The organism is Flavobacterium sp. T50_26 (genome assembly GCF_057652995.1).
The window spans coordinates 1-22,867 of sequence record NZ_JBYFCC010000016.1 but is presented as its reverse complement, the minus strand read 5'-3'; the positions used below and the strand labels follow the sequence as shown (position 1 = coordinate 22,867).

The 22,867-nt window shown below is 32.0% G+C and carries 24 protein-coding genes; 14 read left to right on the top strand and 10 right to left on the bottom strand.

Annotated features, from left to right (window positions below; genetic code table 11):
* The first annotated feature begins 422 nt into the window (after positions 1-422).
* The 3 genes from AC23MC_RS10715 to AC23MC_RS10705 all read left to right on the top strand — a co-directional run bounded on the left by AC23MC_RS10715 (position 423) and on the right by AC23MC_RS10705 (position 2,873).
* On the top strand, positions 423-1,019 hold the full coding sequence (locus tag AC23MC_RS10715; protein ID WP_487568395.1) for a Crp/Fnr family transcriptional regulator: 597 nt from the start codon (positions 423-425) through the stop codon (positions 1,017-1,019).
* The gene (locus AC23MC_RS10710) at positions 1,019-2,233 is read left to right on the top strand and encodes a hypothetical protein (RefSeq protein WP_487568396.1); all 1,215 of its coding nucleotides are present in this window, start codon (positions 1,019-1,021) and stop codon (positions 2,231-2,233) included. The genes AC23MC_RS10715 and AC23MC_RS10710 overlap by 1 nt, the downstream gene beginning before the upstream one ends.
* An 85-nt stretch (positions 2,234-2,318) precedes the next feature.
* Positions 2,319-2,873, top strand: a complete 555-nt coding sequence (locus AC23MC_RS10705) for a fasciclin domain-containing protein (protein ID WP_487568397.1) — start codon at positions 2,319-2,321, stop codon at positions 2,871-2,873.
* 78 nt (positions 2,874-2,951) lie between these two features.
* Here AC23MC_RS10705 and AC23MC_RS10700 read toward each other — a convergent pair whose 3' ends face one another.
* The 10 genes from AC23MC_RS10700 to AC23MC_RS10655 all read right to left on the bottom strand — a co-directional run bounded on the left by AC23MC_RS10700 (position 2,952) and on the right by AC23MC_RS10655 (position 11,441).
* Complete coding sequence (locus AC23MC_RS10700; protein ID WP_487568398.1) at positions 2,952-3,386, bottom strand: RrF2 family transcriptional regulator; 435 nt, start codon at positions 3,384-3,386, stop codon at positions 2,952-2,954.
* A gap of 67 nt (positions 3,387-3,453) precedes the next feature.
* A complete protein-coding gene (locus tag AC23MC_RS10695; protein WP_487568399.1) occupies positions 3,454-3,894 on the bottom strand; it encodes a hypothetical protein in 441 nt (146 codons plus the stop codon).
* A gap of 81 nt (positions 3,895-3,975) precedes the next feature.
* Positions 3,976-4,698: an iron-sulfur cluster repair di-iron protein gene (gene ric / locus AC23MC_RS10690; protein WP_487568400.1), complete on the bottom strand. Its 723-nt coding sequence runs from the start codon at positions 4,696-4,698 to the stop codon at positions 3,976-3,978.
* Positions 4,699-4,795: 97 nt separating this feature from the next.
* Positions 4,796-5,167: a group III truncated hemoglobin gene (locus AC23MC_RS10685; RefSeq protein ID WP_487568401.1), complete on the bottom strand. Its 372-nt coding sequence runs from the start codon at positions 5,165-5,167 to the stop codon at positions 4,796-4,798.
* Positions 5,168-5,186: 19 nt separating this feature from the next.
* Entirely contained in the window at positions 5,187-5,954 is a 768-nt protein-coding gene (locus tag AC23MC_RS10680) for an ABC transporter permease subunit (RefSeq protein ID WP_487568402.1), read from the bottom strand.
* Entirely contained in the window at positions 5,951-6,658 is a 708-nt protein-coding gene (locus AC23MC_RS10675; RefSeq protein WP_487568403.1) for an ABC transporter ATP-binding protein, read from the bottom strand. Before AC23MC_RS10675 ends, AC23MC_RS10680 begins: the two co-directional genes overlap by 4 nt.
* The gene (locus AC23MC_RS10670) at positions 6,655-7,881 is read right to left on the bottom strand and encodes a nitrous oxide reductase family maturation protein NosD (RefSeq protein ID WP_487568404.1); all 1,227 of its coding nucleotides are present in this window, start codon (positions 7,879-7,881) and stop codon (positions 6,655-6,657) included. Before AC23MC_RS10670 ends, AC23MC_RS10675 begins: the two co-directional genes overlap by 4 nt.
* Positions 7,882-7,893: 12 nt before the next feature.
* The gene (locus AC23MC_RS10665; protein WP_487568405.1) at positions 7,894-8,901 is read right to left on the bottom strand and encodes a nitrous oxide reductase accessory protein NosL; all 1,008 of its coding nucleotides are present in this window, start codon (positions 8,899-8,901) and stop codon (positions 7,894-7,896) included.
* Between the two features lie 51 nt (positions 8,902-8,952).
* Positions 8,953-10,929, bottom strand: coding sequence for a Sec-dependent nitrous-oxide reductase (nosZ, locus tag AC23MC_RS10660; protein WP_487568406.1), 1,977 nt, complete (start codon positions 10,927-10,929; stop codon positions 8,953-8,955).
* A 38-nt stretch (positions 10,930-10,967) separates the two neighbouring features.
* Positions 10,968-11,441 (bottom strand): c-type cytochrome, encoded by a 474-nt coding sequence (locus AC23MC_RS10655; protein WP_487568407.1) that lies wholly within the window; start codon positions 11,439-11,441, stop codon positions 10,968-10,970.
* Positions 11,442-11,563: 122 nt separating this feature from the next.
* Between AC23MC_RS10655 and AC23MC_RS10650 the strand changes: the two genes are divergently transcribed.
* The 11 genes from AC23MC_RS10650 to AC23MC_RS10600 all read left to right on the top strand — a co-directional run bounded on the left by AC23MC_RS10650 (position 11,564) and on the right by AC23MC_RS10600 (position 22,630).
* A complete protein-coding gene (locus AC23MC_RS10650) occupies positions 11,564-11,926 on the top strand; it encodes a hypothetical protein (protein ID WP_487568408.1) in 363 nt (120 codons plus the stop codon).
* Between the two features lie 162 nt (positions 11,927-12,088).
* Positions 12,089-12,928: a hypothetical protein gene (locus AC23MC_RS10645; protein ID WP_487568409.1), complete on the top strand. Its 840-nt coding sequence runs from the start codon at positions 12,089-12,091 to the stop codon at positions 12,926-12,928.
* A gap of 54 nt (positions 12,929-12,982) precedes the next feature.
* Entirely contained in the window at positions 12,983-14,980 is a 1,998-nt protein-coding gene (locus tag AC23MC_RS10640) for a TonB-copper family protein (protein WP_487568410.1), read from the top strand.
* A 524-nt stretch (positions 14,981-15,504) separates the two neighbouring features.
* Positions 15,505-16,116 (top strand): TetR/AcrR family transcriptional regulator, encoded by a 612-nt coding sequence (locus tag AC23MC_RS10635; protein ID WP_487568411.1) that lies wholly within the window; start codon positions 15,505-15,507, stop codon positions 16,114-16,116.
* A gap of 4 nt (positions 16,117-16,120) precedes the next feature.
* A complete protein-coding gene (locus AC23MC_RS10630) occupies positions 16,121-17,368 on the top strand; it encodes a TolC family protein (protein ID WP_487568412.1) in 1,248 nt (415 codons plus the stop codon).
* A gap of 27 nt (positions 17,369-17,395) precedes the next feature.
* Positions 17,396-18,274, top strand: a complete 879-nt coding sequence (locus AC23MC_RS10625) for an HlyD family secretion protein (RefSeq protein ID WP_487568413.1) — start codon at positions 17,396-17,398, stop codon at positions 18,272-18,274.
* A 20-nt stretch (positions 18,275-18,294) separates the two neighbouring features.
* Positions 18,295-18,663 carry a cupin domain-containing protein gene (locus tag AC23MC_RS10620; protein WP_487568414.1) on the top strand — a complete coding sequence of 123 codons (369 nt, stop codon included), beginning with the start codon at positions 18,295-18,297 and terminating at the stop codon, positions 18,661-18,663.
* Complete coding sequence (locus AC23MC_RS10615) at positions 18,663-19,559, top strand: ABC transporter ATP-binding protein (RefSeq protein ID WP_487568415.1); 897 nt, start codon at positions 18,663-18,665, stop codon at positions 19,557-19,559. Before AC23MC_RS10620 ends, AC23MC_RS10615 begins: the two co-directional genes overlap by 1 nt.
* Before the next feature lie 6 nt (positions 19,560-19,565).
* Entirely contained in the window at positions 19,566-20,300 is a 735-nt protein-coding gene (locus AC23MC_RS10610; protein ID WP_487568416.1) for an ABC transporter ATP-binding protein, read from the top strand.
* A 48-nt stretch (positions 20,301-20,348) separates the two neighbouring features.
* A complete protein-coding gene (locus AC23MC_RS10605; RefSeq protein ID WP_487568417.1) occupies positions 20,349-21,455 on the top strand; it encodes an ABC transporter permease in 1,107 nt (368 codons plus the stop codon).
* Positions 21,456-21,508: 53 nt separating this feature from the next.
* Positions 21,509-22,630, top strand: a complete 1,122-nt coding sequence (locus tag AC23MC_RS10600) for an ABC transporter permease (RefSeq protein ID WP_487568418.1) — start codon at positions 21,509-21,511, stop codon at positions 22,628-22,630.
* Positions 22,631-22,867: the final 237 nt, after the last annotated feature.

Below are 22,867 nucleotides of genomic sequence, written 5' to 3'. Positions count from 1 at the left end.
TTTATTAAGATTATTGCGTTTTAAATTGTAAATATGAATTTTGCAATGTAATTCAATTACGATTGTAGAATTGTTACACTATTGAAAATGATATTTTTTAGACTCGACTAGTCTTTATGTGAGAAATGAAAATTGAAATTGGAGGAGTTTGGTTAGTAGATAAAGGAACTTTTGAAATCTTTAATACTATTATTCTTCAAATGTATGAGATTATAAAAAAGTTAATTTTATAACGTAGATTATCACTCAATTTTTTTGTCATTAAACTAGTTTGAAAGCTATCATACTTTTTTTTTGCTTTTAATTCGATCTCTTTTTTAAGTGCAAAGTTGATAAATACATTAAAACTTTGTATTTATGACTTTTATCATTTTTAATTAGCTGCACATTAAAGACATTTACATCTTTAATAAGATATAAGTATGCAAATTGATTTAGATTTACTTTTCACTTGGGGAGCAATTGCTAAGAAATATAAAAAAAACGATGTTATTTTTTATGAAGATGACTTGGCTTTATTTTATTATCAAATAATGGACGGTTCTGTTCGAATGTATAACTCAAATGATGAAGGCAAAGAATTCACGCAAGGTGTTTTTTGCAAAGGAAACAGTTTTGGAGAGCCACCATTGTTTATCAACGAAGTATACCCAACCACTGCAGTGGCATCTCAAGACAGTATAATAATTAAACTCTCTAAAGAGAAATTGATGAAAATTTTAGAAGATTATCCATCAGTGAAATTATCTTTTTTGGAATTAATGGCAAAAAGAATTTATGATAAAACAATTTCCAGTAAACAAATTATTAATCAAAAACCGGAACATCGAATTAAATCTTTCTTAGAAAATTATAAAAGGCAAAACCAGCTTTGTTGTTCGGAAAAGCAACTTATTCCACTTACTAGACAAGAGATTGCGGATTTTACCGGTTTACGTGTTGAAACTGTAATTCGAACACTTTCAGAAATGAATAAATCAAAAAAAGTAAACATTGATAAGCATAAATTATATTTTTAATGAAAAATAAAACTTTAGCGTATTGGATAAAAATTTCACTTTTAAGCTTACTCATTGTAGCACTTTTGGGAGCTTTAATGCGTTATAAAATAGCTTTTGAATTACCATTTTTGGCTCAAAAAAATATTCAGCATGCTCATTCACATTTTGCATTTTCGGGTTGGGTAACACAATTGTTGATGGTTTTAATGGTGAAGTACTTATCGCAATACACTTCAGAAGCAAAAATTTTAAAATATAACTCCCTTTTTTGGGTTAATATATTTGGAGCATATGTCATGCTAATTAGTTTTATGATCCAAGGTTATGGCTTTGTTTCAATCTTATTCTCTACCATAAGCATTTTTGTATTTGTTTGGTTTGCCGTTTGGTTTTATAAAGATTCTAAAGAAATCCCCACCCATTCTTTGAGTAAAAAATGGTTTCTATTATCCTTGTTCTTTGGTGTGTTTTCTTCTATCGGAACTTTTGCATTAGCCTACATGATGGCAAGCAAAAATGTGCCGCAAGATTTGTATTTGTCTTCAATTTATTTTTATTTACATTTTCAGTACAATGGATGGTTTTGGTTTGCTTGCACAGGATTATTTGTAAGTTTACTGCAAACTAATCAAATAACTGCCAAAGAAAATACAACTGTTTTTAAACTTTTTGCTTGGAGTTGCATTCCGGCTTATTTATTATCTGTTTTGTGGTTAAAATTACCTGTTTGGATTTATGCACTTGCTGTTATTGCGGCAATTGTTCAAGTGATTGCCTTTTATAAATTAGTAAAATTATCTTTTCTAATATTCAAAATAAATCCCCGTATATCCACATTTTTAAAGATTTTATTCAAAGGAATCGCTTTTTGTGTTGCACTCAAATTATTGTTGCAATTTGGTTCAGTTTTTCCTGCGTTAAGCAAGTTGGCTTTTGGTTTTAGACCCATTGTTATTGCCTATTTGCATTTGGTATTATTAGCTATTATTTCTGGTTTTTTACTAACCTTTTTATATACAAACGAATTAATTCACCGTTCTGCCAAAACCATGATTTTCTTGGCAATATTTATTTTTGGTATTTTTCTAAATGAATTCTTATTAGCATTACAAGGAATATTTTCTCTAGACTATATATTGATTCCTTATGCCAACGAACTTTTGTTTTTATCTGCACTTGTTCTATTAACCGGTATCTTAGGAATTGTATTTTTTAATCATAAAAAAGTTTAGAAAACAGCTTTCTTATGATTTCACTCATAAAATAGATTTGTTAAATGAATGAACTTTGAGTCAGAAATTTTAAAGTATTCTAATTATGAAAAAAACAATTCAACTTCTCGTTTTAGCCGGTTGTGTACTGGTGTTAAGTTGCAAACAAAACAATGAAACCCCTGCAGCAGCCCCTTCAGAAAATGGTGTAGATTTAAGTGTAGGTCAATCCGGTGTTCAAGATGATGTTTCTAATCCAAATATTGTGCAAGTCGCCGTGGGAAGTAAAGATCATTCTACATTAGTAGCTGCTGTTCAAGCCGCTGGATTAGTTGATGCTCTTAGCAACGCAGGTCCATTTACCGTATTTGCCCCAACCAATGCTGCTTTTGATAAACTTCCGTCAGGAACTGTAGATGGTTTATTAAAACCTGAGAAAAAAGGTGATTTAGAGAATATTTTAGGGTATCACACCTATGTTGGTGTTTTAAAAGCCGAATACATGCAAAACGAGCAAGAATTTGACATGGTTTACGGTGGGAAAGTTAAAATTACTAAAGAGGGTGATAAAACGTTTGTTAATGGTTCAGAAATTGTTGCCAGTATTCCAACGGCAAACGGGATTATACATGTAATTGGAGATGTGTTATTGCCTAAATAAAAATACTTTTTTTATAGTTTAATTATTAATTCGTAAAAAGCGTGAATGTTCGTATTCACGCTTTTTTTATTGATTAGATTAATATTTTAAAAAAGTTTCCCCGGATTTAAAACCTAAAGCCAATTCTTCCAAATTAGTTAATTCAAGCATCTCTTTTAAATTATCTCGAATAGACATAAATTTTTCATGTAGCGGACATGGATGATTTGCGTTACATTTTTCCATACCTAAACCACAACCTTTAAAGACAGAATCTCCATCGATAGCAAAGACAATTTGAGCTAATTTGACTTTTGAAATTAAATTTTTAGGAATATAGAAACCGCCATTAACTCCTCTAACAGACTGAATTATTCCATCTTTTGAGAGTTTTTGAAGTATTTTTGCGGTAAAAGCTTCTGGTGATTCAATTTCTTTGGCGATGTCAACAAATCCAACTTTTTTATCTTGTAGCGAATTGGTTGCAATAAAAATTGCGGCTTTAATTGCATATTCACATGATTTTGAAAACATAGCCTCTTTTTTTGCAATATTACTTAATTATTGACGATAAAAATCTTCTTCATCAAAATACTTGTGATTATTGAAAGTAGCTAAAATAATCTTTTAAATACTTTTTAATATCATCTGTTTTTTCTACAGTAATTCCCGCTGAAAGATTTTGAATTTTGGTTTTTAGCGGAATTAAATAATTGTGCAATTGGTCATGAGCTTCGCCTGTCATCGTGCATTTTTTAAAAATCATTGCAAACTCTTCTTTTAAATCCGAAATTAATTTTTCAGAATTGCCAGTCTCGCTAGAATAATTATCAAGTAAGTCCTGCATATTTTTTATTCCTTGCGTAGTTTCTGCATTTGCGTTCCACAACATGCCATTATTTGAAGAAACCGACTGCGAGTGAAAATCATCTTCCAGTTCTTCTGCTGGTATTTCAATACTTTCTATTTGACTGTCTTTTTTTTGGCAAGAGACCATTACAACAAGTAAAAGAAGCATTACAATTTTAAGCAAAGTTTTCATGATTTTATAGTTTTAAAATTGAAAAATGACTGCCTTAAAAAAAAGCAGCCAAATTTCGGTTCTTAGAATTTATTTATTTTGTTATTGATATTGCTCTTGAAGTTCAATCGCTTTTGGAAAAAGGATATTGTTTTCTAAATGAATGTGTTTGTGCAAATCCTGCTCAAATTCTTTTAGCATTTGGTAAGTTACTTTGTAAGTTGAACAGGCATCTTCGGGTGGTGTAAACCCATCTGTGAGAGTGGCAATCCTATCAAATCGTTCTCCTTCAATAGAATGTTCATCTTTCATCATCGCAATTGGATTTTCTACTGTGCCAAAATGTGGTTGTTCGATGGCTTGATTTTCTTTTTGGGCTTTCACCATTTTTTGTATGAAAGGGAAAAGAATCAATTCTTCTTTTTTCATGTGTTGAGCTAAATCGCCTGCACTTAATTTAAATAATGAAGTTATTTCAAAGAGTTCCGGATGACGTTCGCCATGTACTTTGCATAATTTTTCTAAAAACTGAAGTAATATTGGCGTTTTTTCCTCAACAAACGAATGATGTTTCTCTACAATATAGTCAATTAGTAGGGAAGGAGACCATGATTTAAAGTCGATTACGTTTTCGCTTTTTGTTTCAATAACAGAATTTATTTCTTTTTCTAAATCAGCAGGATTTATATTTTTTTTAGCACAAACTTCTTCTAAAGTTCGATTGCCTTTGCAACAAAAATCGATGCCATATTTAGAAAATAAAGCTGCCGTTCTAAAGTCGTTGGCAACATATTCACCAACTGTTAATTGTTCTACTGTATTCATTGGAAGTTATTTTTTTAAATTATTCATCAAAGATAAAAGCTTTACAACTGTCTGTTTATGATTCAAATCATAGTAAGCTTATTTAACTGAGTTTTAATTATTGAATAGTTTTATACATAATAACATCCGAAATATTCTTGGCTCTCATTTTAATTTCTTCGGCTTTTTTACCTTCAAAAAGTTCGTCTACCGTTTGTCTGAAAATTTCATTCCAATGATTAAAATGAGCATGCGAAAGCGGACATTTGTTATGCAATTCTTTGTGTTTTTGCATTGGATTTCCGTCGAAATTTCCGGTAAAAAACAATACGTTTTCCCAGAAATCATACATCTTTGGCAAATGATTTTCCCAGTTAATTTGAGCAATTTCAGTAAACAAGAAACCAATAACTTGATCTGTTTTTATTTTTTCATAAAATGCATTCACCAATCGGATAATGTCATTTCGGTTGTGTATATCTTTTTTCATCGCAGTTCAAATTAGGTTATTACAAATCTTTTCGGATGAATTTTCGCAATGAGCAATAAAACGGAATTACCACCCAAAGTACCAACAAAGCGAAGGAAGCAAAAAGTCCGACCGTTGTTCCAAAAAAATCTTTAAAAATAGCACCGGTATAACCCATCATAGCCGATACATCTAAATGCAGTAATATTTGGATTCGGGCTAAATCTATCGGACTTAATGCTGTGACAGCTACCATTGCTTTTTCAATAGGATATTCGGACAATTGAAACAATAAAAACAATACTAATCCATCAAAAAGTAACGCAAAATATAACCAAGTTAATATGGCAAATCCGATACCTTTTGCTTTATCGCGAGTTAGAATAGAACATAAAAAAGCCAACGCAATAAACACTACGGAAATCAAACATCCAATTAAAATCATCATCAATCCAACAGCATTTGATGCATTGATTAACAACGGGATTCCTGCTCCTATAAAAAAAGCCAAGACCATCGAAGCACTCAAACCAAAAAATAAACTTTGCCAGATTTTGTTTCGTTTGATGGGCTGACTCAATAGTAATTCGATAAATTCGGAACTGTTGTATAGATAAATTGTTGTGAACAAAATAGACACTAACGGAACTGTAAACAAAATAACATTTAAAATGGTTAACAGTCCTTTGGCACTATTGTCTTCTAAACCAAAAGCACTCCAAGACAACAGACTTAAAACAATGGTATAGACTAAAACAATTTTGTTTTTTAAGATATCGGTTAATATAATTTTGATGATTCTGTTCATTTTTTCTGTTTTAGAATACTCGCAATTGCTTTAGAAATTTTCGTTTCATTGGTTTCCGTTTTCAAATCGGCCACTTTTTTATGAAAATGAATGTTGCCTTCTTGCATAAAAATAATTTCGGTGACCAAATCGTCTAACTCACTCAGCAAATGCGAGGTAATTAGAATTAATTTTCCTTTTTCTTTTTCTTTGATGATTTTATCTTTCAAAATCTCAGAAGCCAATGGATCTAAACCGGCAGTTGGTTCATCTAAGATCAAAACATCGGGATTAAATAAAAATGCTAATGTTGCACTTACTTTTTGCGTGGTTCCTCCGGAAAGCGTACGCATTTGCTTATTTGACATTTTGTCTAACTCGAAACTGTTCCATAATTCTTGATCTAATTCTTGATTAGAATTTCTGATGGCTTTAATCATTTCAATTACACCACCGATGGTCATTGTGTCCGGATATCGTCCTATTTGAGGCATGTATCCAATTTTTTCACGGTATAGATATTCTTTAACTATACTTTTTTCATTAAAATCAATAGAGCCGCTGTCTGGTAAAACCATTCCTAAAATAGTTTTAATCAATGTTGTTTTTCCACAACCGTTTGGACCAATTAAAGCAATACATTCACCTTTTTTACAGGAAAGTGAAACATCGTTGAGCACGTTTAACTTTCCAAATTTTTTAGTTAAATTTTTAATTTCTATCATAATTTCAGGGGCTTCATCAGTGGTGCTTTATCTACAAAATTATCGGGCGTGATGCTGGGTAACACTTTTTCGGATTTGTCTAATAATGTTATCATAAAACTCCGAAACAGTAACATGGCAGATGGATTTTTTTCTACTAAAACTGCAAATAAACTTAGCGGATGATAAGGAATATCTCCTAAACCATCTTTGTTAATATCATAGCCTTCATATTTGTCCCAGTAGTTATTGTTAAACGTGTTTAAGACCAAACTTCCATTGGTTCCCATGTCGAAAGTATTGCCTTGAAAATTATTGTTTACAATTTCATTATCCATACAACTGGCTTGAATTTTCATGGCCCAACCGTTGCTTTGGAAGACATTCTTTTCAATTTTGATGCGGTTAGTTCCTTCCATGTAAATGCCCGACGTATTATTTTTAAAATGATTGGAATGGATATAACTGTCTGAAATCTCTTTTAATAAAAGTCCATAGGAAGAAGCTCCCCAATTTTCATCAAAATAATTATTGATCATCGTGACATTTTTAGAAAACATTACTGCTACTCCAGCTCCATTATTTCTGAAAATATTGGTTAGATATGAATCATTAGAAGAGAACATAAAATGCAATCCGTAGCGAATATTATTTGTAGCGATGTTTCGCCAGATTACAGAATCGTAGACAAATTCAAAATAAATTCCGTCGCGATGACCTTTAATTGTGTTACCGATGATTTGCAAATCATTACTTTTCCAGGCATGAATTCCGTTTCCAATTTGTTGCTCTTCTTTTCCGTAGGCAATAATGATATTGTTTTTAACGACACAATTTCTTCCATTTTGAATATAAATACCAAAGAAATTATCATCCAATTGATTTCCTTCAATTAACACAAACGATTTGTTGTAAACTTTTATTCCGCAAGGATCTTCTAATGCTGCAAATCCGGAGTTGATTACTTTAAAACCTTTAACCACCACACTGTCGGCATGAATGGAAAGCACTTCCACTTTTTTCTGTCCGTCTAAAACCGGAAAATCTTTTCCTAGGAAAACAATTTTTTTATCTATTCGAAGGTTACCTTCTTTGTAAATTCCTTTGTAAACCAACACAGTATCGCCATCATTCGCAGCCTTTAAAGCTTGTTTGATGGATTTATACGGTTTATTGATTCCTACTTCCAGTTTTTGAGCCTGAAGGGAAGTAATACAAACTATTAAAATAAAAAGTAATCGCATTAGAAAGTTTATTTATTTTAAAATTTCGTTCCAATTAATGGCTTTGGCTTTTAGTTTATCACCAAAATTCTGAGCATCCGAAAAAGTGGTAAAAGCGGCAGTATTGCCGTGCATCGGACTATTGATGTTGCCACCACTAATGTAAAAAGCTTTAGTAGCATCAATCAATTGATTATTCTTTGTGTAGTCATGCACGTAATAACTCTTAATTGTTGTAGATTCATTTTCTTCGCAGTATTTCACTAAACAGGAAATATCATCAAACATGAAATGGCGTCCTTTTTGGGTTTGAATTTCTGCACCGAATTTTCCATCGGATATTGGCATTTTGCAAAATTCGCATGCATCTACATTTAATTTAATTGGTTTTGGCTCATTGCCACTACAAGCTGTTAGGATAAAAATTGGCATTAGTAACAAAGCAGCTTTTGGTTTTATAAAACGCTTGTACCATTTGTACTCCAATGTCAATACAATAAAAATTAACAAACCGCTACCAATTAACATCCATCCACCACTATCAGGAACCGAATAAGCTCCAAAATTCAACAATTGTTTGTACCCAATTAATGGTGGTTGATAAGACATTCCGGGTACTTTAATCGCTGCATTAGGATCTAAATTGTGTCCGTATTCATAATTCCAACGATAAAAATCGACACCTGCAAGAATGGTGAAAAGTATAAACGAAATAAATAAAGCTACTACAAATTTTCTTTTTGCAATTAAAGTAGATACTAAAGCAAAAATTCCAAAAAAGCCAATAACGTATGGCAGAATTTTAAACTCGATAAAGTTTTCGGTATGCAAAGTTGCCATGCCAATATAATGATTTAAACCGTTGATAATTTCTACATCACCTCCAATTTTATTGGCATACAGTTTTAAATTTAAACCTTCCGGATATTGCGGTGCATCTAAATCTATTTGCCACATTGGAAAATAGAGCGAACCTAAAAACAACCCTGCTACAATCAAAAGTAGGACTCTTGAGAGTAAAGATATTTTTACTGTTTTCATTTTTTTTGAATTAAGGGAGCATCAAGAAACTGATGCTCCCTAGAAATTATATTATTTTACAGCCGGAAAATTTGTTCCCAAACTATATTGAAGAGGTACATTAGAACCTTTTGGAGAAACACGAAGATAACCTTGCATTTCTTGGTGCAATGCACTGCAAAAATCTGTGCAATAGAATGGAAATGTTCCCACTCTGTCCGGAACCCATTTTAAAGTTGTGGTTTCACCCGGCATGATTAGAAGTTCACCATTATCAGCACCTTTTACAGCAAATCCATGTGGCACATCCCAATCTTGTTCTAAGTTTGTTACGTGGAAATAAACCTCATCACCTAAAAATACACCTTCAATATTATCCGGTGCAAAATGCGAACGCATAGAAGTCATATAAATGTGTACTTTGTTTCCTTCACGAACTACTTTGGCTTCTTTTTCACCTTTGGTAGCATAAGGGTGTTTGTTGTCTTCAAGTTTGTAAAATTTCAACTGTCCGTTGTTTCGAATTAAATCGGCTGGTGCTGCTTGAGCATAATGAGGTTCTCCAATGGTAGGAAAATCTAATATCAACTGCATTTTATCACCGCTAATATCGTATATTTGAGCACTTTGACACAGTTCTGGTCCGGTAGGCAAATAACGATCTTTTGTAATTTTGTTATAAGCAACTAAATATTTACCAAATGGTTTTTTACTGTCACCACCAGGAATACACAAGTGACCTACGGAATAATAAGTTGGAACTCTATCAAGCACTTTTAGCGATTTAATATCCCATTTCACAACTTCTGAAGAAACGAACATGGTTGTATAGGCATTTCCTTTTCCATCAAATTCGGTGTGTAATGGTCCAAGTCCCGGTTTTTGAACTTCACCATGTAAAACGGATTCGTATTTTAATACCGGAATTCCTCCATAGTCACCTTCATATGATTTGTCTTTGATCGCTTTTTGTAACTTATCATAACTAAATACCGGAATTAAAGCAGCTAATTTTCCTGAACCAATAATGTATTCGCCTGTTGGATCTACGTCACAACCATGCGGCGATTTTGGACACGGAATCATGTAGCAAATATCTTTTAATTCAGAAGCATCCAAGACTAAAACTTCTGTTTTAATTTCTGATTTTGCTGTATGCGAGTGTTCGTCCCAAGTGTTATGAGCATAACGAACTTTTTGTTTTTTACCTTTTCCTGCTTTCACATATTCTTCGGCTTTTTTCCAGTTTACAGCCATGATAAAATCTTTATCTTTTTGCGAAGCATTTACTTCCAGCAATGTGTTTGCTTGTTCAGTATTATAGCAAGAAAAGAAAAACCAACCGTGTGATTTGCCTTTACCTGCATGCGATAAATCAAAATTTACACCTGGTGTCATAATTTGAAAAGCGATATCCATTTCGCCCTCTTTACCCACTTTTACAAAACTGATGTGACCTTTGTAGTTTTCTTTGTAGGTATTAATTGGAACATCACCATTTTCATAATCACCGGGCACACTAAAACGAGTTCCGGCAACCACATATTCTGTGTTTTCTGTAATAAAAGGAGAAGAGTGATTTCCACCGCTGTTAGGTAACTCAATAATTTCAGCTGTTTTAAATGTTTTTAAATCAATACGAGCAATACGAGGTGTATTGTTGGCATTACCAAAAACCCAGCGTCCATCTACTTCTCCATTGGTTTGCGACATTTCTGTGTGGTGTAAATCATCCCAAGGCACAAAACCGTGTGAAGTGTTCAACATAGGTTTCGTTTCTTCACTGTATCCCCAACCTTTTTCCGGATCAACTGAAAAAACAGGAATTACTCTGAACAATCTTCCGCTTGGAAGTCCGTACACACTTAATTGTCCGCTAAATCCGCCTGACACAAAGTTGTAAAATTCGTCATATTTACCTGGAGCTACGTATGCTTTTTGAGCTGCATCCCCACTCACTGTATCACTTGTATTTTTGGGTTTGCAAGAACCTAGAAAAGCTGCAATTAAAACTACTGCTGAAGTAATTTTTAAAAAATTTGTTTTCATATACTTTCGATTTATATTAAAATTGTTTATTTCAAAAATTATTTCACACCATCATTTTGACGCATGTATTCCAAAATATGTCTGGCATCATCATCGGTTAGAGCTTGATTAGGCATACGAACCAAACACAATTCCAATTGAGCTTGTAATTCTGGATCTTTGTCTATCATTGGATCAGGATTCGTTGAGAAATTCATAATCCATTCCGGAGTTCTGCGTTCGGTAACTCCCTTCCAACCGGGTCCTACTAAACGTTCGTCGGTTAATTTATGGCAAGACATACATTTTACGCCGGCCACTTTTTCGCCTTCTGAAGCCATAGCTACATCTAAACCGGTTCCCAAGTCTACTGTGGTAAATTTTCCCTCACCTCTTTTTGGATCATAAGAAGATGGGTCTGATGAGGTTTCAGTTGAAGAAGCTTTTGTAAAGTCTTCTCCAGCATTGGTTTTTTCTTTTCCACAAGAAACAAATAAGAGCAAACCAACTGCTAATAAATACATTTTGTTCATATTAATTTAGGTTAAAATTATGATACAAATTTCCTGTGTAATTATTCGAAAATTTATGATTGCAATCATACAAATCATGTTTTTTTAACCCTTATATTTGCACAATAAATTACTATCTCGTTTTGAAATATTTTATAGCCATAGTAACCTTCTTCTTTTTATTCAGACCTATTTTTCCGGTGATGAATTATGTGGTGAATTATGATTATATCTCAAAGGAATTGTGTGAAAACAAGGCAAAACCGGAATTGGAATGTAATGGTAAATGTCATTTAAAAGCTGAGTTAGCCAATGCATCAGAAGAGAGCACGCCGGCTTCCCATGAATCAAAAAGTAATATAACCTTAGAATTATTATTCTTAGAAACCATTCCTGAATTTAAATTCAATCGAATTTATGTTGAAAAAAATCAGGTTTCTATTTCTTATTCCAGACTATACTTTCGATTACATAATACCAGCATTTTTCATCCGCCCACTATTTAATCTTCCTTTTAGTATTTTTAAATTTATAAACTGGATTAAATTCTAATCCAACTATACTACTAGTACATTATTTTTACCATAAGCCGATAAAATCGGTGAATTCCAACTCATAGCTTTATGGGCTTGTGGTTACTATTTCTATAACTCAAAATTAAATTTACAATGAAAATTTATAAAATATTTTTCCTTTTTGCTCTAGCTTTAGTTACATCATGTTCTTCTGATGATGAATCAAAACCTGTTAACGAATTAGATGGTTTATTAAAAGTCAAAGAATTTACCAATGACACTCATGTTGTTGAATTATATACAGCATCAGGCATTACTCAACAAGGATACAACGATATCACTCTGCGAATCAAAGACAAAACCACTAACAACTACATACAAAACGCAACAATAGAATGGATGCCTATTATGCACATGACCATGATGAGTCACTCTTGTCCTTTGTCAATGGTTGAAAAAGTAGCAGGAAAAGAAACGTTATACAACGGCTACATCGTTTTTCAAATGCCACAAAATTCTACTGAATATTGGGATTTAAAAGTTGATTATTCCATAAATGGAACTAATTACACTGTAACAGATATAATTGATGTTCCTGCTTCGTCAAAAAGGGTAGTCAATTCATTTATAGGTACAGACAACATAAGGTATATTGTTGCCTTAATTGACCCAAAAACACCAAGAGTAGCTCTCAATGATATGACGGTAGGGATTTTTAAAATGGAAAACATGATGAGTTTTCCGGTTGTAAACGATCTAAAACTGATGATTGATCCGAGAATGCCAAGTATGGGAAATCACGGCTCACCAAATAATGTAGATTTAACCCAATCAACTTCTGATGAATTTTATCACGGGAAATTATCATTAACCATGACAGGTTATTGGAAAATTAATCTTCAATTAGTGAATGCTTCCAATGATGTTTTAAAAGGAGAAACAGTTACCGAATCAAATGAAGCAAGTAGCATTTTCTTTGAAGTAGAATTCTAAAAACAGTATTAACGGCCAAAGGTTATTTAAACTTTTGGCCTTTTACTATGTATTATGAAAAAACAATTTTATGTTTTATTTGTTCTTTTGTCTACAACTTATTGTTTGGCACAAGAACAATTGAAAGACAGTATTTTACCTGTTAGACTAAATGAAGTCATTCTTATTGGGAAACCTTCTCGATTAAATCAAAAACAAGTAAAACCACTAGCTTCGTTGGATGAATATTTACAACAATCCGGACGAATCGATATGATTAAACGCGGAAGTTATGCTTGGGAACCCATGATTAATAATATGGCAACAGAGCGAACAATCATTACCATTGACGGCATGCGTATTTTTGGTGCTTGTACTGATAAAATGGATCCGGTGACTTCGTATGTAGAAATATCGAATCTTTCGGAAGCTACAATTTCATCCGGTCAAGGAGGAAGTTGTCACGGACCAACGATTGGCGGAGCTTTAGATTTGAAACGACTTAGCAGCAATCAAGCAAATTTAGGTTGGTCAGGAAGTTTAAGCAGTGGTTTTGAATTCAATAACAAGCAACGAATTTTGGGCGGAATGGTGCATTACAAAGACAGTTCGTTATATGCTGATGCGAGTCTAACCTTTCGAAAAGCCGACAATTATTTTGCAGGTGATAATGAGGAAGTACTTTATTCTCAGTTCCAAAAAATGAATGCTTCTATAATTTCCGGTTATCAGTTTCAAAACAAATTGATTGAAGGTTCTATTATTTTTGATGAAGCTAATGATGTTGGTTACCCTGCTTTACCAATGGATATTTCGTTGGCTAGAGCACTAATAACTTCGTTAAAATTTGAAGTTGCTCCAAAATCCGGATTAGTAAATCACTGGGAAAACAAGTTGTATTTCAATACGATTACTCACTTTATGGATGATTCCAAACGGCCGGATGTTCCCATCAGAATGGATATGCCTGGTTGGAGTGATACGTATGGTTATTATTCAAAAGGAAAAAGCACAAAAGAAAAGCACCATATTCAATTTAATTTGAATGGTTTTTACAATCGGTCTATTGCTGAAATGACAATGTATCCGAATGACCCAAATGAAAATGCTATGTTTATGTATACTTGGCCCGATGTTCGAACACTTTACAATGGTATTTATTTGGAAGATGAAATTGAATTTTCGGTTAGAAACTCTCTAAAATTTAATGGTTCTGTTGGCTATCATCAAAACAAAGTAGCCAATGAGTTTGGTTTGGAAAGTTTACAAATTTTTTACCCGGAAATGGCAGACCAACAAAATCGATTTTTGAAAAGCTTTTCATTGCAATTAAAACATCAAATTAATCAGTGGAATTTTTCAGTTGGTTCAGGATATGGAGAACGAGCACCTTCCGTAACAGAAGGTTATGCGTTTTATATTTTCAATAGTTTTGATTTGTTTGATTATATCGGAAATCCGAATTTATCCAATGAAAAATCAATTGAAGCAAGTTTTGATGTTTTGTTTAAAAATGAAAAATTAAAAACAGGAATCACTTTTTCTATCTTTCATATTTTAGATTATATGATTGGAATTCCTGATAGTAATTTTATTCCAATGACCATTGGAGCAAGTGGTGTGAAAGTGTATAATCAACTAACCTATGCCAATTTGATTCACAGTTCATTAAAATTTGATTATCGTTTAACCGATTATATTTTTTGGAATAATCAACTGCAATATAGTTATGGAAAAGATTCCGAAAACCGAAATCTGCCATTTATAAGTCCGTTACAATACCAAAGTCAATTACAATATAAAAAGAATCAATTTCAAACGGAAGCTACTATACAAGGAAATGCCACACAATCTAATTACAGTTCTTTTTATGGAGAAAACAGCACGCCTGATTTTGTTATTTTGAATGCTTCGGCAGGATACAATTTCAAATGGAATTCACAAAAATTAATGCTGAATGTGGGTGTAGAAAATGCATTTGACACTTATTATTCCACATTTACCGACTGGAATAACATTCCTAGAATGGGTAGAAATGTGTTTCTAAACCTTACATATTCAGTAGAAAAGTAATTAAGGGACAGAAAGATTAAATAGAAAGATAGCACTTCTTATACTAACAATCAAAAACTATTCCTGTGATAATATATACATCATTTAGGAAAGAATATTTTAAAAAATCTTTCGTATTGTCAACTTTTGAAAAAAAAAACGGATTAAGAACCTTAATCCGTTTACTTTCAAAGTAATAATCTTGTAGCGAGACCGAGATTTGAACTCGGGACCTTTGGGTTATGAATTTAGGATAAAATCAAATTCATCCTTCATATTGCTTAAAAATTATTAAATATCTTTGAAATTGGTGTACGAATTAGTGTTCTGTTAAAAATTAATTTCACAGCTAAATTAAGGATAATTAATTAATTTTAGTTAAGTTTTTACTAGAAATTTTTTAAATTAAATTTTAAAAGTTGCACTAGACAACAATTAATCTACTTAGTATTTTAATAAAATAATTAAAAGCAATAAAAAATTAATAGTAAGCATCTTTTTTGTAAATTTGTTAACCAAATGGTTAAACTATATAATTAAACAATATGGATAAAATTAAAACTGAAAACACAGAAAATGAAATATTAATTGCCGCCAAAGAAATTTTTCAGCAAAAAGGAATGGAAGGTGCAAGAATGCAAGAAATAGCAGATAAAGCCAAAATCAATAAAGCATTATTACATTATTATTACAGAAGCAAACAACTTTTATTTGAAGCAGTTTTCAAAAGTGCTTTTTCGTTATTGGCTCCACAATTAAATAAGGTACTAAATGAAGAAATTGATTTATTTGAAAAAATAAGAAGATTTAGTGAAAGTTATATTTCGTTTGTTATCAATCATCCGTATTTACCAAATTTTGTAATTCAAGAATTGAATAAAAATCCAGAATTTGTGATGAAACTTCGATCTGAAGAAAATTTTCCTTCTACTGAAAAATTTAAAATTCAAGTAAACGATGCTATAAAACAAGGAATTATTAAACCAATTGAAGCTGAACAATTATTTATTAATATAATGTCTTTAAACATTTTTCCTTTTATAGGTCAACCTCTTTTAATGGCTTTAGTTAATGTAGATAATGAAAGCTACCATAAAATACTAGAAAATAGAAAAACAGAAGTGGCTGAGTTTATCATAAATTCTATAAAAATTTAAACAAATGAAAACTAACGTAATCCTACTATTATTATTTTCAATAATAAACTCAACAGCTCAACAAACTTTAGCATTGGATGATTGCTACACTTTAGCTTCTAAAAATTATCCTTTATCAAAACAAACAGGATTAATACAACAAAAATCAAGTTATGAAATTGAAGCTTTAAGCAAAGGGAAGTTACCAAAAATTGATGTAAACGCTCAGGCAAGTCATCAATCTGAAGTCATAGGATTACCAGCTACATTGCCAGGAGTTCAACCATTAAACAAAGATCAATATAGAGCAACTTTAGATGTAAATCAATTGCTATATAATGGAGGAATAATCGATGCAAATGCTAAATTAAAAGAAGCACAAACGAAAACTCAAAAGCAACAAATTGAAGTCAGTTTATACCAATTAAAAAGCCGGATAAATCACTATTTTTTTTCTGTTTTATTACTTCAGGAAAAAAAAATATTATTAACATCCAAAAAAGAGTTACTTGCTTCTAAAGTTAAAGAAGTCAAATCAGGTGTGAAATTTGGTGCTATCCTTCCAACCTCAGAACAAGTTTTAGAAGCAGAGATTATTAAAATTAATCAACAATTAACGGAAATTAAATTTGAAAATATCAAACTACTAAAAAATCTTTCAGAATTAACTTTTTCTGAAATTGATACTGAAACAAAGTTGATACAACCAGTGTCGTACACAAATGACACTAATTTAACAAGACCTGAAATTGCTTTTTATGATTTGCAGAATGAGCAATTAGAGCTATCTAAAAGTATTATTTCTAAATTAAATCTTCCAAAAATAAATGCTTTTGGTCAAGCCGGTTATGGTAATCCTGGTTTAAACATGTTAGACAATTCTTTTCAAACCTTTTATATTGTTGGTTTAAAGGTTAATTGGAATGTTTTTGATTGGGGAAAAATCAAAACAGATAAAAAAGCATTAGATATTACAAAAGAAATAGTTACTACTGAAAAAGAAGTATTTGAATTGAACAACAAAATGCAATTAGAGGAGCAAGATTATGAGATAAAGAAAATAGAACAACTTTTACTTTCTGACGTCGAAATAATTCAGATACGAGAAAAAGTGATAAAATCCTCAGATGCTCAGTTGAAAAACGGTGTAATAACATCGTCAGAATACCTAGTTGAATTAACTCATTTATTTGAAGCAAAAAGCAATTTTAAAATGCATGAAATTCAATTGGCTGCCGCAAAATCAAATTACGAAATAATCAAAGGGAAATAAAGTTAGTATCCGAAAAATTTAAAAATAATGAAAAAAGTAATTAGCATAATTTTAGCAACTATAGGATTAATTTCTTGTAACAAAAATAGCGATAAAGCAGATGGTTATGGAAATTTTGAAACAACAGAAATAACTATTTCTTCAGAAGCAAACGGAAAAATCGAGTTTTTAAAGATTGAAGAAGGGGATGAATTAAAATCTCAATCTCAAGTTGGTTTAATAGATACGTTACAATTACATTTTGCAAAGCAGCAATTAATTGCCACTAAAAATACTATATCTTCAAAGTCCGCAAATGTAGTATCACAAAAAAGTGTACTGCAAGAACAATTAAAAACTGCCCATTTAGAGAAAAGTAGAATCCGGAATATGTATGCGGAAAATGCAGCAACCAAACGCCAAGTAGATGAAATTGATGGTAAGGTGAAGGTTATCGAAGAGCAAATAAAAAGTGTAGGAACTCAAAATGCACCCATCTTGAATGACTTAAAATCGATAGATGTACAAATTTCTAAAATCAATGACCAAATTGCCAAAAGCAAAATTATGAATCCAATTAATGGAACTGTTTTGACCAAATACGCCGAACCGGGCGAAATCACCGCATTTGGAAAACCACTCTACAAAATCGCCGACATTTCAGAAATGACCTTGCGAATCTATGTTAGCGAAAAGCAGTTGTCAACCATAAAAGTAGGACAAAATGTGACGGTTAAAATTGATGCCGAAAAAGACATGAAATCGTATCAAGGAACTGTATCATGGATAGCTTCTGCAGCAGAGTTTACTCCCAAAATAATTCAAACCAAAGAAGAACGTGTAAATCTGGTTTATGCAGTAAAAGTGAAAGTAAAAAACGATGGCAGTTTAAAAATCGGAATGCCTGCTGAAATGTGGGTACAATAACAAATTTAAAAATCTAAAAAATGAAAATGATTATCACAATGGCATCTCTATTTCTTTTAATCGGATGCAAAACAGTTCCAATCAACTCAAAATCAACAACTATGAATTTAAAAAATCTGCACACCGAAAATAAAGCGGTTCAAACTTCTGTATTGTTTCAACCTACCGATGGAAAAGTAATTTCGTTGCAAATTGCAAAAAACGAGCAATTAGCAGAACACATGACTAAAGTACCAGCTTTATTAGTTTGTGTTTCTGGTAATGCAACGTACAAAGATGAAAACGGAACTACTATTACATTACAATCAGGTGATTATTTCAACATTCCGATAAACGTAAAACATTGGGTAGATGCTCACGAAGAAAGTAATTTCTTGTTGATAAAATAATGAGTATTGTCGTCAACAACATATCAAAATCGTATAAAAAAACAAAAGCAGTCGAAAATATTACTTTCGATGTAAACGATGGAGAATTATTCGGTTTAATTGGTCCAGATGGTGCAGGAAAAACAACTATTTTCAGAATACTGACAACGCTATTAGTCGCTAATGAAGGAAATGCTGAGGTAGCTGGTTTTGATGTAATCAAACAACTCAAAGAAATCAGAAACTCTGTTGGTTACATGCCTGGTAAATTCTCACTGTATCAAGATTTAACTGTTGAGGAAAACTTACACTTTTTTGCTACTATTTTCGGAACTACCCTTGAGGAAAATTATGATTTAATAAAAGACATATACATTCAAATTGAACCATTCAAAGACCGAAGAGCTGGAGCACTTTCTGGCGGAATGAAACAAAAATTAGCATTATGTTGTGCCTTAATTCATGCTCCCAAAGTATTATTTCTTGACGAACCAACCACCGGAGTTGATCCCGTTTCTCGTAAAGAATTTTGGATTATGCTCAAGCGATTGCAACAAAAAGGGATTACTATTTTAGTTTCCACTCCATACATGGATGAAGCGTCGTTGTGCGATAGGATTGCATTGATACAAAAAGGTAAAATTCTAAAAATAGATACACCAGCAAACATCATTAGTAATTACGAAAAAGTAATTTATGATGTACAAGCAAAAAACACACACGGACTGATACACGATCTAAAAAATTACCCTAATCAATACAGTGTGTATGCTTTTGGTGAATACGTGCATTACATAGATAAAAATGCAGCGTTCAATCCAAACGATTTAGAAACCTATTTGAAAAATAAAAATCATAACGATATCATTATAAAACCAGCAACAATAACGATTGAAGATGTTTTTATGGATTTGTAAATAAAAATGGAAAAAGAAAAAATAATATCTGTAAAAAACCTAACCAAAAAATTTGGCAACTTCACGGCTGTCAAGGGCATTTCGTTTGATGTGTATAAAGGAGAGATTTTCGGTTTTTTAGGTGCCAATGGAGCAGGAAAAACAACAGCGATGAAAATGTTGATTGGCATTTCAAATCCCACTTCCGGTGAAGCCAATGTCGCAGGTTTTGATGTACATACACAAGCCGATTTGGTGAAAAAAAGTATCGGATATATGAGCCAAAAATTCTCCATGTATGATGATTTAACCATCAAAGAAAACATCACTTTTTTTGGTGGAATTTATGGATTATCAAGAGTACAAATCAAACAAAAAATTGCCCAACTACTCGAAGAACTGGAGCTTCAAGAGGTAGCAAATAATTTAGTCGGTTCGTTGCCATTGGGTTGGAAACAAAAATTGTCGTTTTCAGTCGCCTTAATGCATGAACCTAAAATTGTTTTTTTAGACGAGCCAACTGGCGGTGTTGACCCAATAACCCGAAGACAATTTTGGGAAATGATTTATACACAAGCCTATAAAGGAATAACCATTTTTGTAACTACCCATTACATGGATGAAGCAGAATATTGTGATCGACTTTCCATTATGGTTGACGGTACAATTGAAGCACTTGATACACCCAAAAATTTAAAACAACAATTCAAAGTTGATTCTATGAACGATGTGTTTTTAAAATTAGCACGGAATATCGAATAACTAATTAAAAAAAGAGGAAAAGATTTTATCCTACCTCGCAATGACAAAATGAAACGATTCATCGGATTTGTAAAAAAAGAGTTCTATCATATTTTCAGAGACAAACGCTCCTTGTTTATTCTGTTTGGTATGCCAATTGCACAAATTTTACTTTTTGGATTTGCTATTACAAACGAGATTAACAATGTTGACATTGCTATTTTAGACCAATCAAATGATGTAGAAACACAAAAAATCATCAATAAAATAAAAGCATCACCTTATTTTAATGTCGAAAATCAAATTGAAAAAGAACGCGATATAGAATCGGAATTTAAAAAAGGAAAAATCAAAGCAGTCTTAATTTTTGAACCCAATTTTAGTAAAAATTTAGAAACAAAAAAGGTAGCCATTATACAAACCATTACCGATGCAACGGAACCCAATGTTGCCAACACGATAGCAAATTACACTTCAGCGATAATTCAAAATTATCAAGCTCAAAAAAAACAGCCCAATACCAATCAAATCAAGGTGGAAGTGCATTCGCGAATGGTATACAATCCCGAACTTAAAAGTGTTTTTAATTTTGTTCCGGGAGTGATGACCGTTATTTTGATGCTCGTTTCAGCCATGATGACCTCTATTTCTATAACGCGAGAAAAAGAATTAGGAACGATGGAAATCCTTTTAGTTTCGCCATTAAAACCCTTTCAGGTAATTATCGGTAAAGTATTTCCCTATATTTTTCTTTCCATTATAAACGCAATCGTAATTTTGACATTAGGTTATTTTGTTTTCAAAATGCCCATCAACGGCAGTATCTTTTTGTTGGCATTTGAAAGTATTTTATTCATCATTTCTGCACTTTCGTTAGGCATATTAATTTCCACCATTTCTAATTCGCAACAAACGGCAATGATGCTGTCGCTAATGGGTTTGATGCTACCGGTAATTATTCTATCCGGATTTATATTTCCTATAAACAGTATGCCATTACCCATGCAAGTAATCAGCAACATCATACCCGCCAAATGGTTTATTATTATTGTAAAAGCCATTATGCTAAAAGGAGTCGGAATTCAATACATATGGAAAGAAACGCTTATTCTAATTGGAATGACCGTGTTTTTTATATCGGTGAGTATTAAAAAATATAAAATTAGATTAGAATAAAAACTGTATCCCTGTCAGGGTTTAAAATCCTGACAGGGTTAGGAAAACAAATTATGAAAACAATACTATTCATCATACAAAAAGAATTCAAGCAAATTTTTAGAGATAAAAGTATGCTGCAACTGATATTTATTCTACCCATTTTGCAATTATTGATTTTGTCTAATGCAGCTACTTTTGAAGTTAAAAATATCAGTATTACTTTTGTCGATAATGATCAAAGTCGGGATTCAAGAGATGTAATAAATGCTTTTAAAGCATCAACTTATTTTAAAGTTACAGAACCTTATTATTCTGAAAAAGAAGCTATCGAAGAAATGCAAAAAGGGAAAACCGACATTATTGTTACTATTCCCATTCATTTCAATCGTGACCTACAAAAAGAACAAAAAGCAAGTGTTTCAGTAAGTATTAATGCCATTGATGCTGCAACGGCTGGTGTTGAAAATGTGTATGTAACACAGATTTTAAATACCTATAATCAAAATATTCAAAAGCAGTCAAAATACTTCTCTGAAAACATAGAAGTTGCTCAAAACATAATGGTTATTCCCTCTTTTTGGTATAATAACACCTTAAATTACAAAACCTTTATGGTTCCGGGCATATTGGTTTTATTAGTCACTATGCTTACTTTATTTCTATCATCAATGAATATCGTTAGAGAAAAAGAATTAGGCACCTTAGAGCAAATAAATGTAACACCAATAAAAAAATATCAATTTATTATTGGAAAATTATTTCCGTTTTGGGTGCTAGGTTTAGTGATTTTGACAGTGGGTTTATTAATCGCAAAAATTGTTTTTAATGTTCCCATGCTAGGCAACATTTTCCTTGTATATGGTTTCACATCAGTGTATTTGCTGTTAATTTTAGGCTTCGGACTATACATCTCTAATCATACTGAAACTCAACAACAAGCAATGTTTATTGCATGGTTCTTTATGGTAATCTTTATTTTAATGAGTGGATTGTTTACACCCATCGAGAGCATGCCTAAATGGGCTCAAAATCTAACGTTGTTAAATCCTATTCGATACTTTGTAGAGTTTATTAGAATGGTTTTACTAAAAGGTTCTGGATTTACAGAAGTACTACCCAATCTGTTAATTGTAAGCGGATTTGCAATATTTGTAAATGGCATGGCGGTTTGGAGTTATAAAAAATCAAATTAAAATATAATTACAGACTAAAATTTAATTAAATCAACAAATTATTTGTAATATATGTTTAAAGAAAAAGCGGATACAGTCCATTGGCTTGTTTTCAACATTACAGAATTCTTTACAGACCTTAGATTTGGTTGTTGGTCAGTTATTACTAGAAACTTAATAATGTAAATCGTCAGCATAAAGTGGACTGATTTAATTCAAAACTAAGAGAGTGTTTTCAAAAATTATTAACTTTGAAAT

Excerpts from the sequence above, each read along its gene's own strand:
- AC23MC_RS10715 (WP_487568395.1), top strand. The coding sequence starts at position 423 with ATGCAAATTGATTTAGATTTACTTTTCACTTGGGGAGCAATTGCTAAG.
- AC23MC_RS10710 (WP_487568396.1), top strand. The coding sequence starts at position 1,019 with ATGAAAAATAAAACTTTAGCGTATTGGATAAAAATTTCACTTTTAAGC.
- AC23MC_RS10705 (WP_487568397.1), top strand. The coding sequence starts at position 2,319 with ATGAAAAAAACAATTCAACTTCTCGTTTTAGCCGGTTGTGTACTGGTG.
- AC23MC_RS10700 (WP_487568398.1), bottom strand. The coding sequence starts at position 3,386 with ATGTTTTCAAAATCATGTGAATATGCAATTAAAGCCGCAATTTTTATT.
- AC23MC_RS10695 (WP_487568399.1), bottom strand. The coding sequence starts at position 3,894 with ATGAAAACTTTGCTTAAAATTGTAATGCTTCTTTTACTTGTTGTAATG.
- ric (WP_487568400.1), bottom strand. The coding sequence starts at position 4,698 with ATGAATACAGTAGAACAATTAACAGTTGGTGAATATGTTGCCAACGAC.
- AC23MC_RS10685 (WP_487568401.1), bottom strand. The coding sequence starts at position 5,167 with ATGAAAAAAGATATACACAACCGAAATGACATTATCCGATTGGTGAAT.
- AC23MC_RS10680 (WP_487568402.1), bottom strand. The coding sequence starts at position 5,954 with ATGAACAGAATCATCAAAATTATATTAACCGATATCTTAAAAAACAAA.
- AC23MC_RS10675 (WP_487568403.1), bottom strand. The coding sequence starts at position 6,658 with ATGATAGAAATTAAAAATTTAACTAAAAAATTTGGAAAGTTAAACGTG.
- AC23MC_RS10670 (WP_487568404.1), bottom strand. The coding sequence starts at position 7,881 with ATGCGATTACTTTTTATTTTAATAGTTTGTATTACTTCCCTTCAGGCT.
- AC23MC_RS10665 (WP_487568405.1), bottom strand. The coding sequence starts at position 8,901 with ATGAAAACAGTAAAAATATCTTTACTCTCAAGAGTCCTACTTTTGATT.
- nosZ (WP_487568406.1), bottom strand. The coding sequence starts at position 10,929 with ATGAAAACAAATTTTTTAAAAATTACTTCAGCAGTAGTTTTAATTGCA.
- AC23MC_RS10655 (WP_487568407.1), bottom strand. The coding sequence starts at position 11,441 with ATGAACAAAATGTATTTATTAGCAGTTGGTTTGCTCTTATTTGTTTCT.
- AC23MC_RS10645 (WP_487568409.1), top strand. The coding sequence starts at position 12,089 with ATGAAAATTTATAAAATATTTTTCCTTTTTGCTCTAGCTTTAGTTACA.
- AC23MC_RS10640 (WP_487568410.1), top strand. The coding sequence starts at position 12,983 with ATGAAAAAACAATTTTATGTTTTATTTGTTCTTTTGTCTACAACTTAT.
- AC23MC_RS10635 (WP_487568411.1), top strand. The coding sequence starts at position 15,505 with ATGGATAAAATTAAAACTGAAAACACAGAAAATGAAATATTAATTGCC.
- AC23MC_RS10630 (WP_487568412.1), top strand. The coding sequence starts at position 16,121 with ATGAAAACTAACGTAATCCTACTATTATTATTTTCAATAATAAACTCA.
- AC23MC_RS10625 (WP_487568413.1), top strand. The coding sequence starts at position 17,396 with ATGAAAAAAGTAATTAGCATAATTTTAGCAACTATAGGATTAATTTCT.
- AC23MC_RS10620 (WP_487568414.1), top strand. The coding sequence starts at position 18,295 with ATGAAAATGATTATCACAATGGCATCTCTATTTCTTTTAATCGGATGC.
- AC23MC_RS10615 (WP_487568415.1), top strand. The coding sequence starts at position 18,663 with ATGAGTATTGTCGTCAACAACATATCAAAATCGTATAAAAAAACAAAA.
- AC23MC_RS10610 (WP_487568416.1), top strand. The coding sequence starts at position 19,566 with ATGGAAAAAGAAAAAATAATATCTGTAAAAAACCTAACCAAAAAATTT.
- AC23MC_RS10605 (WP_487568417.1), top strand. The coding sequence starts at position 20,349 with ATGAAACGATTCATCGGATTTGTAAAAAAAGAGTTCTATCATATTTTC.
- AC23MC_RS10600 (WP_487568418.1), top strand. The coding sequence starts at position 21,509 with ATGAAAACAATACTATTCATCATACAAAAAGAATTCAAGCAAATTTTT.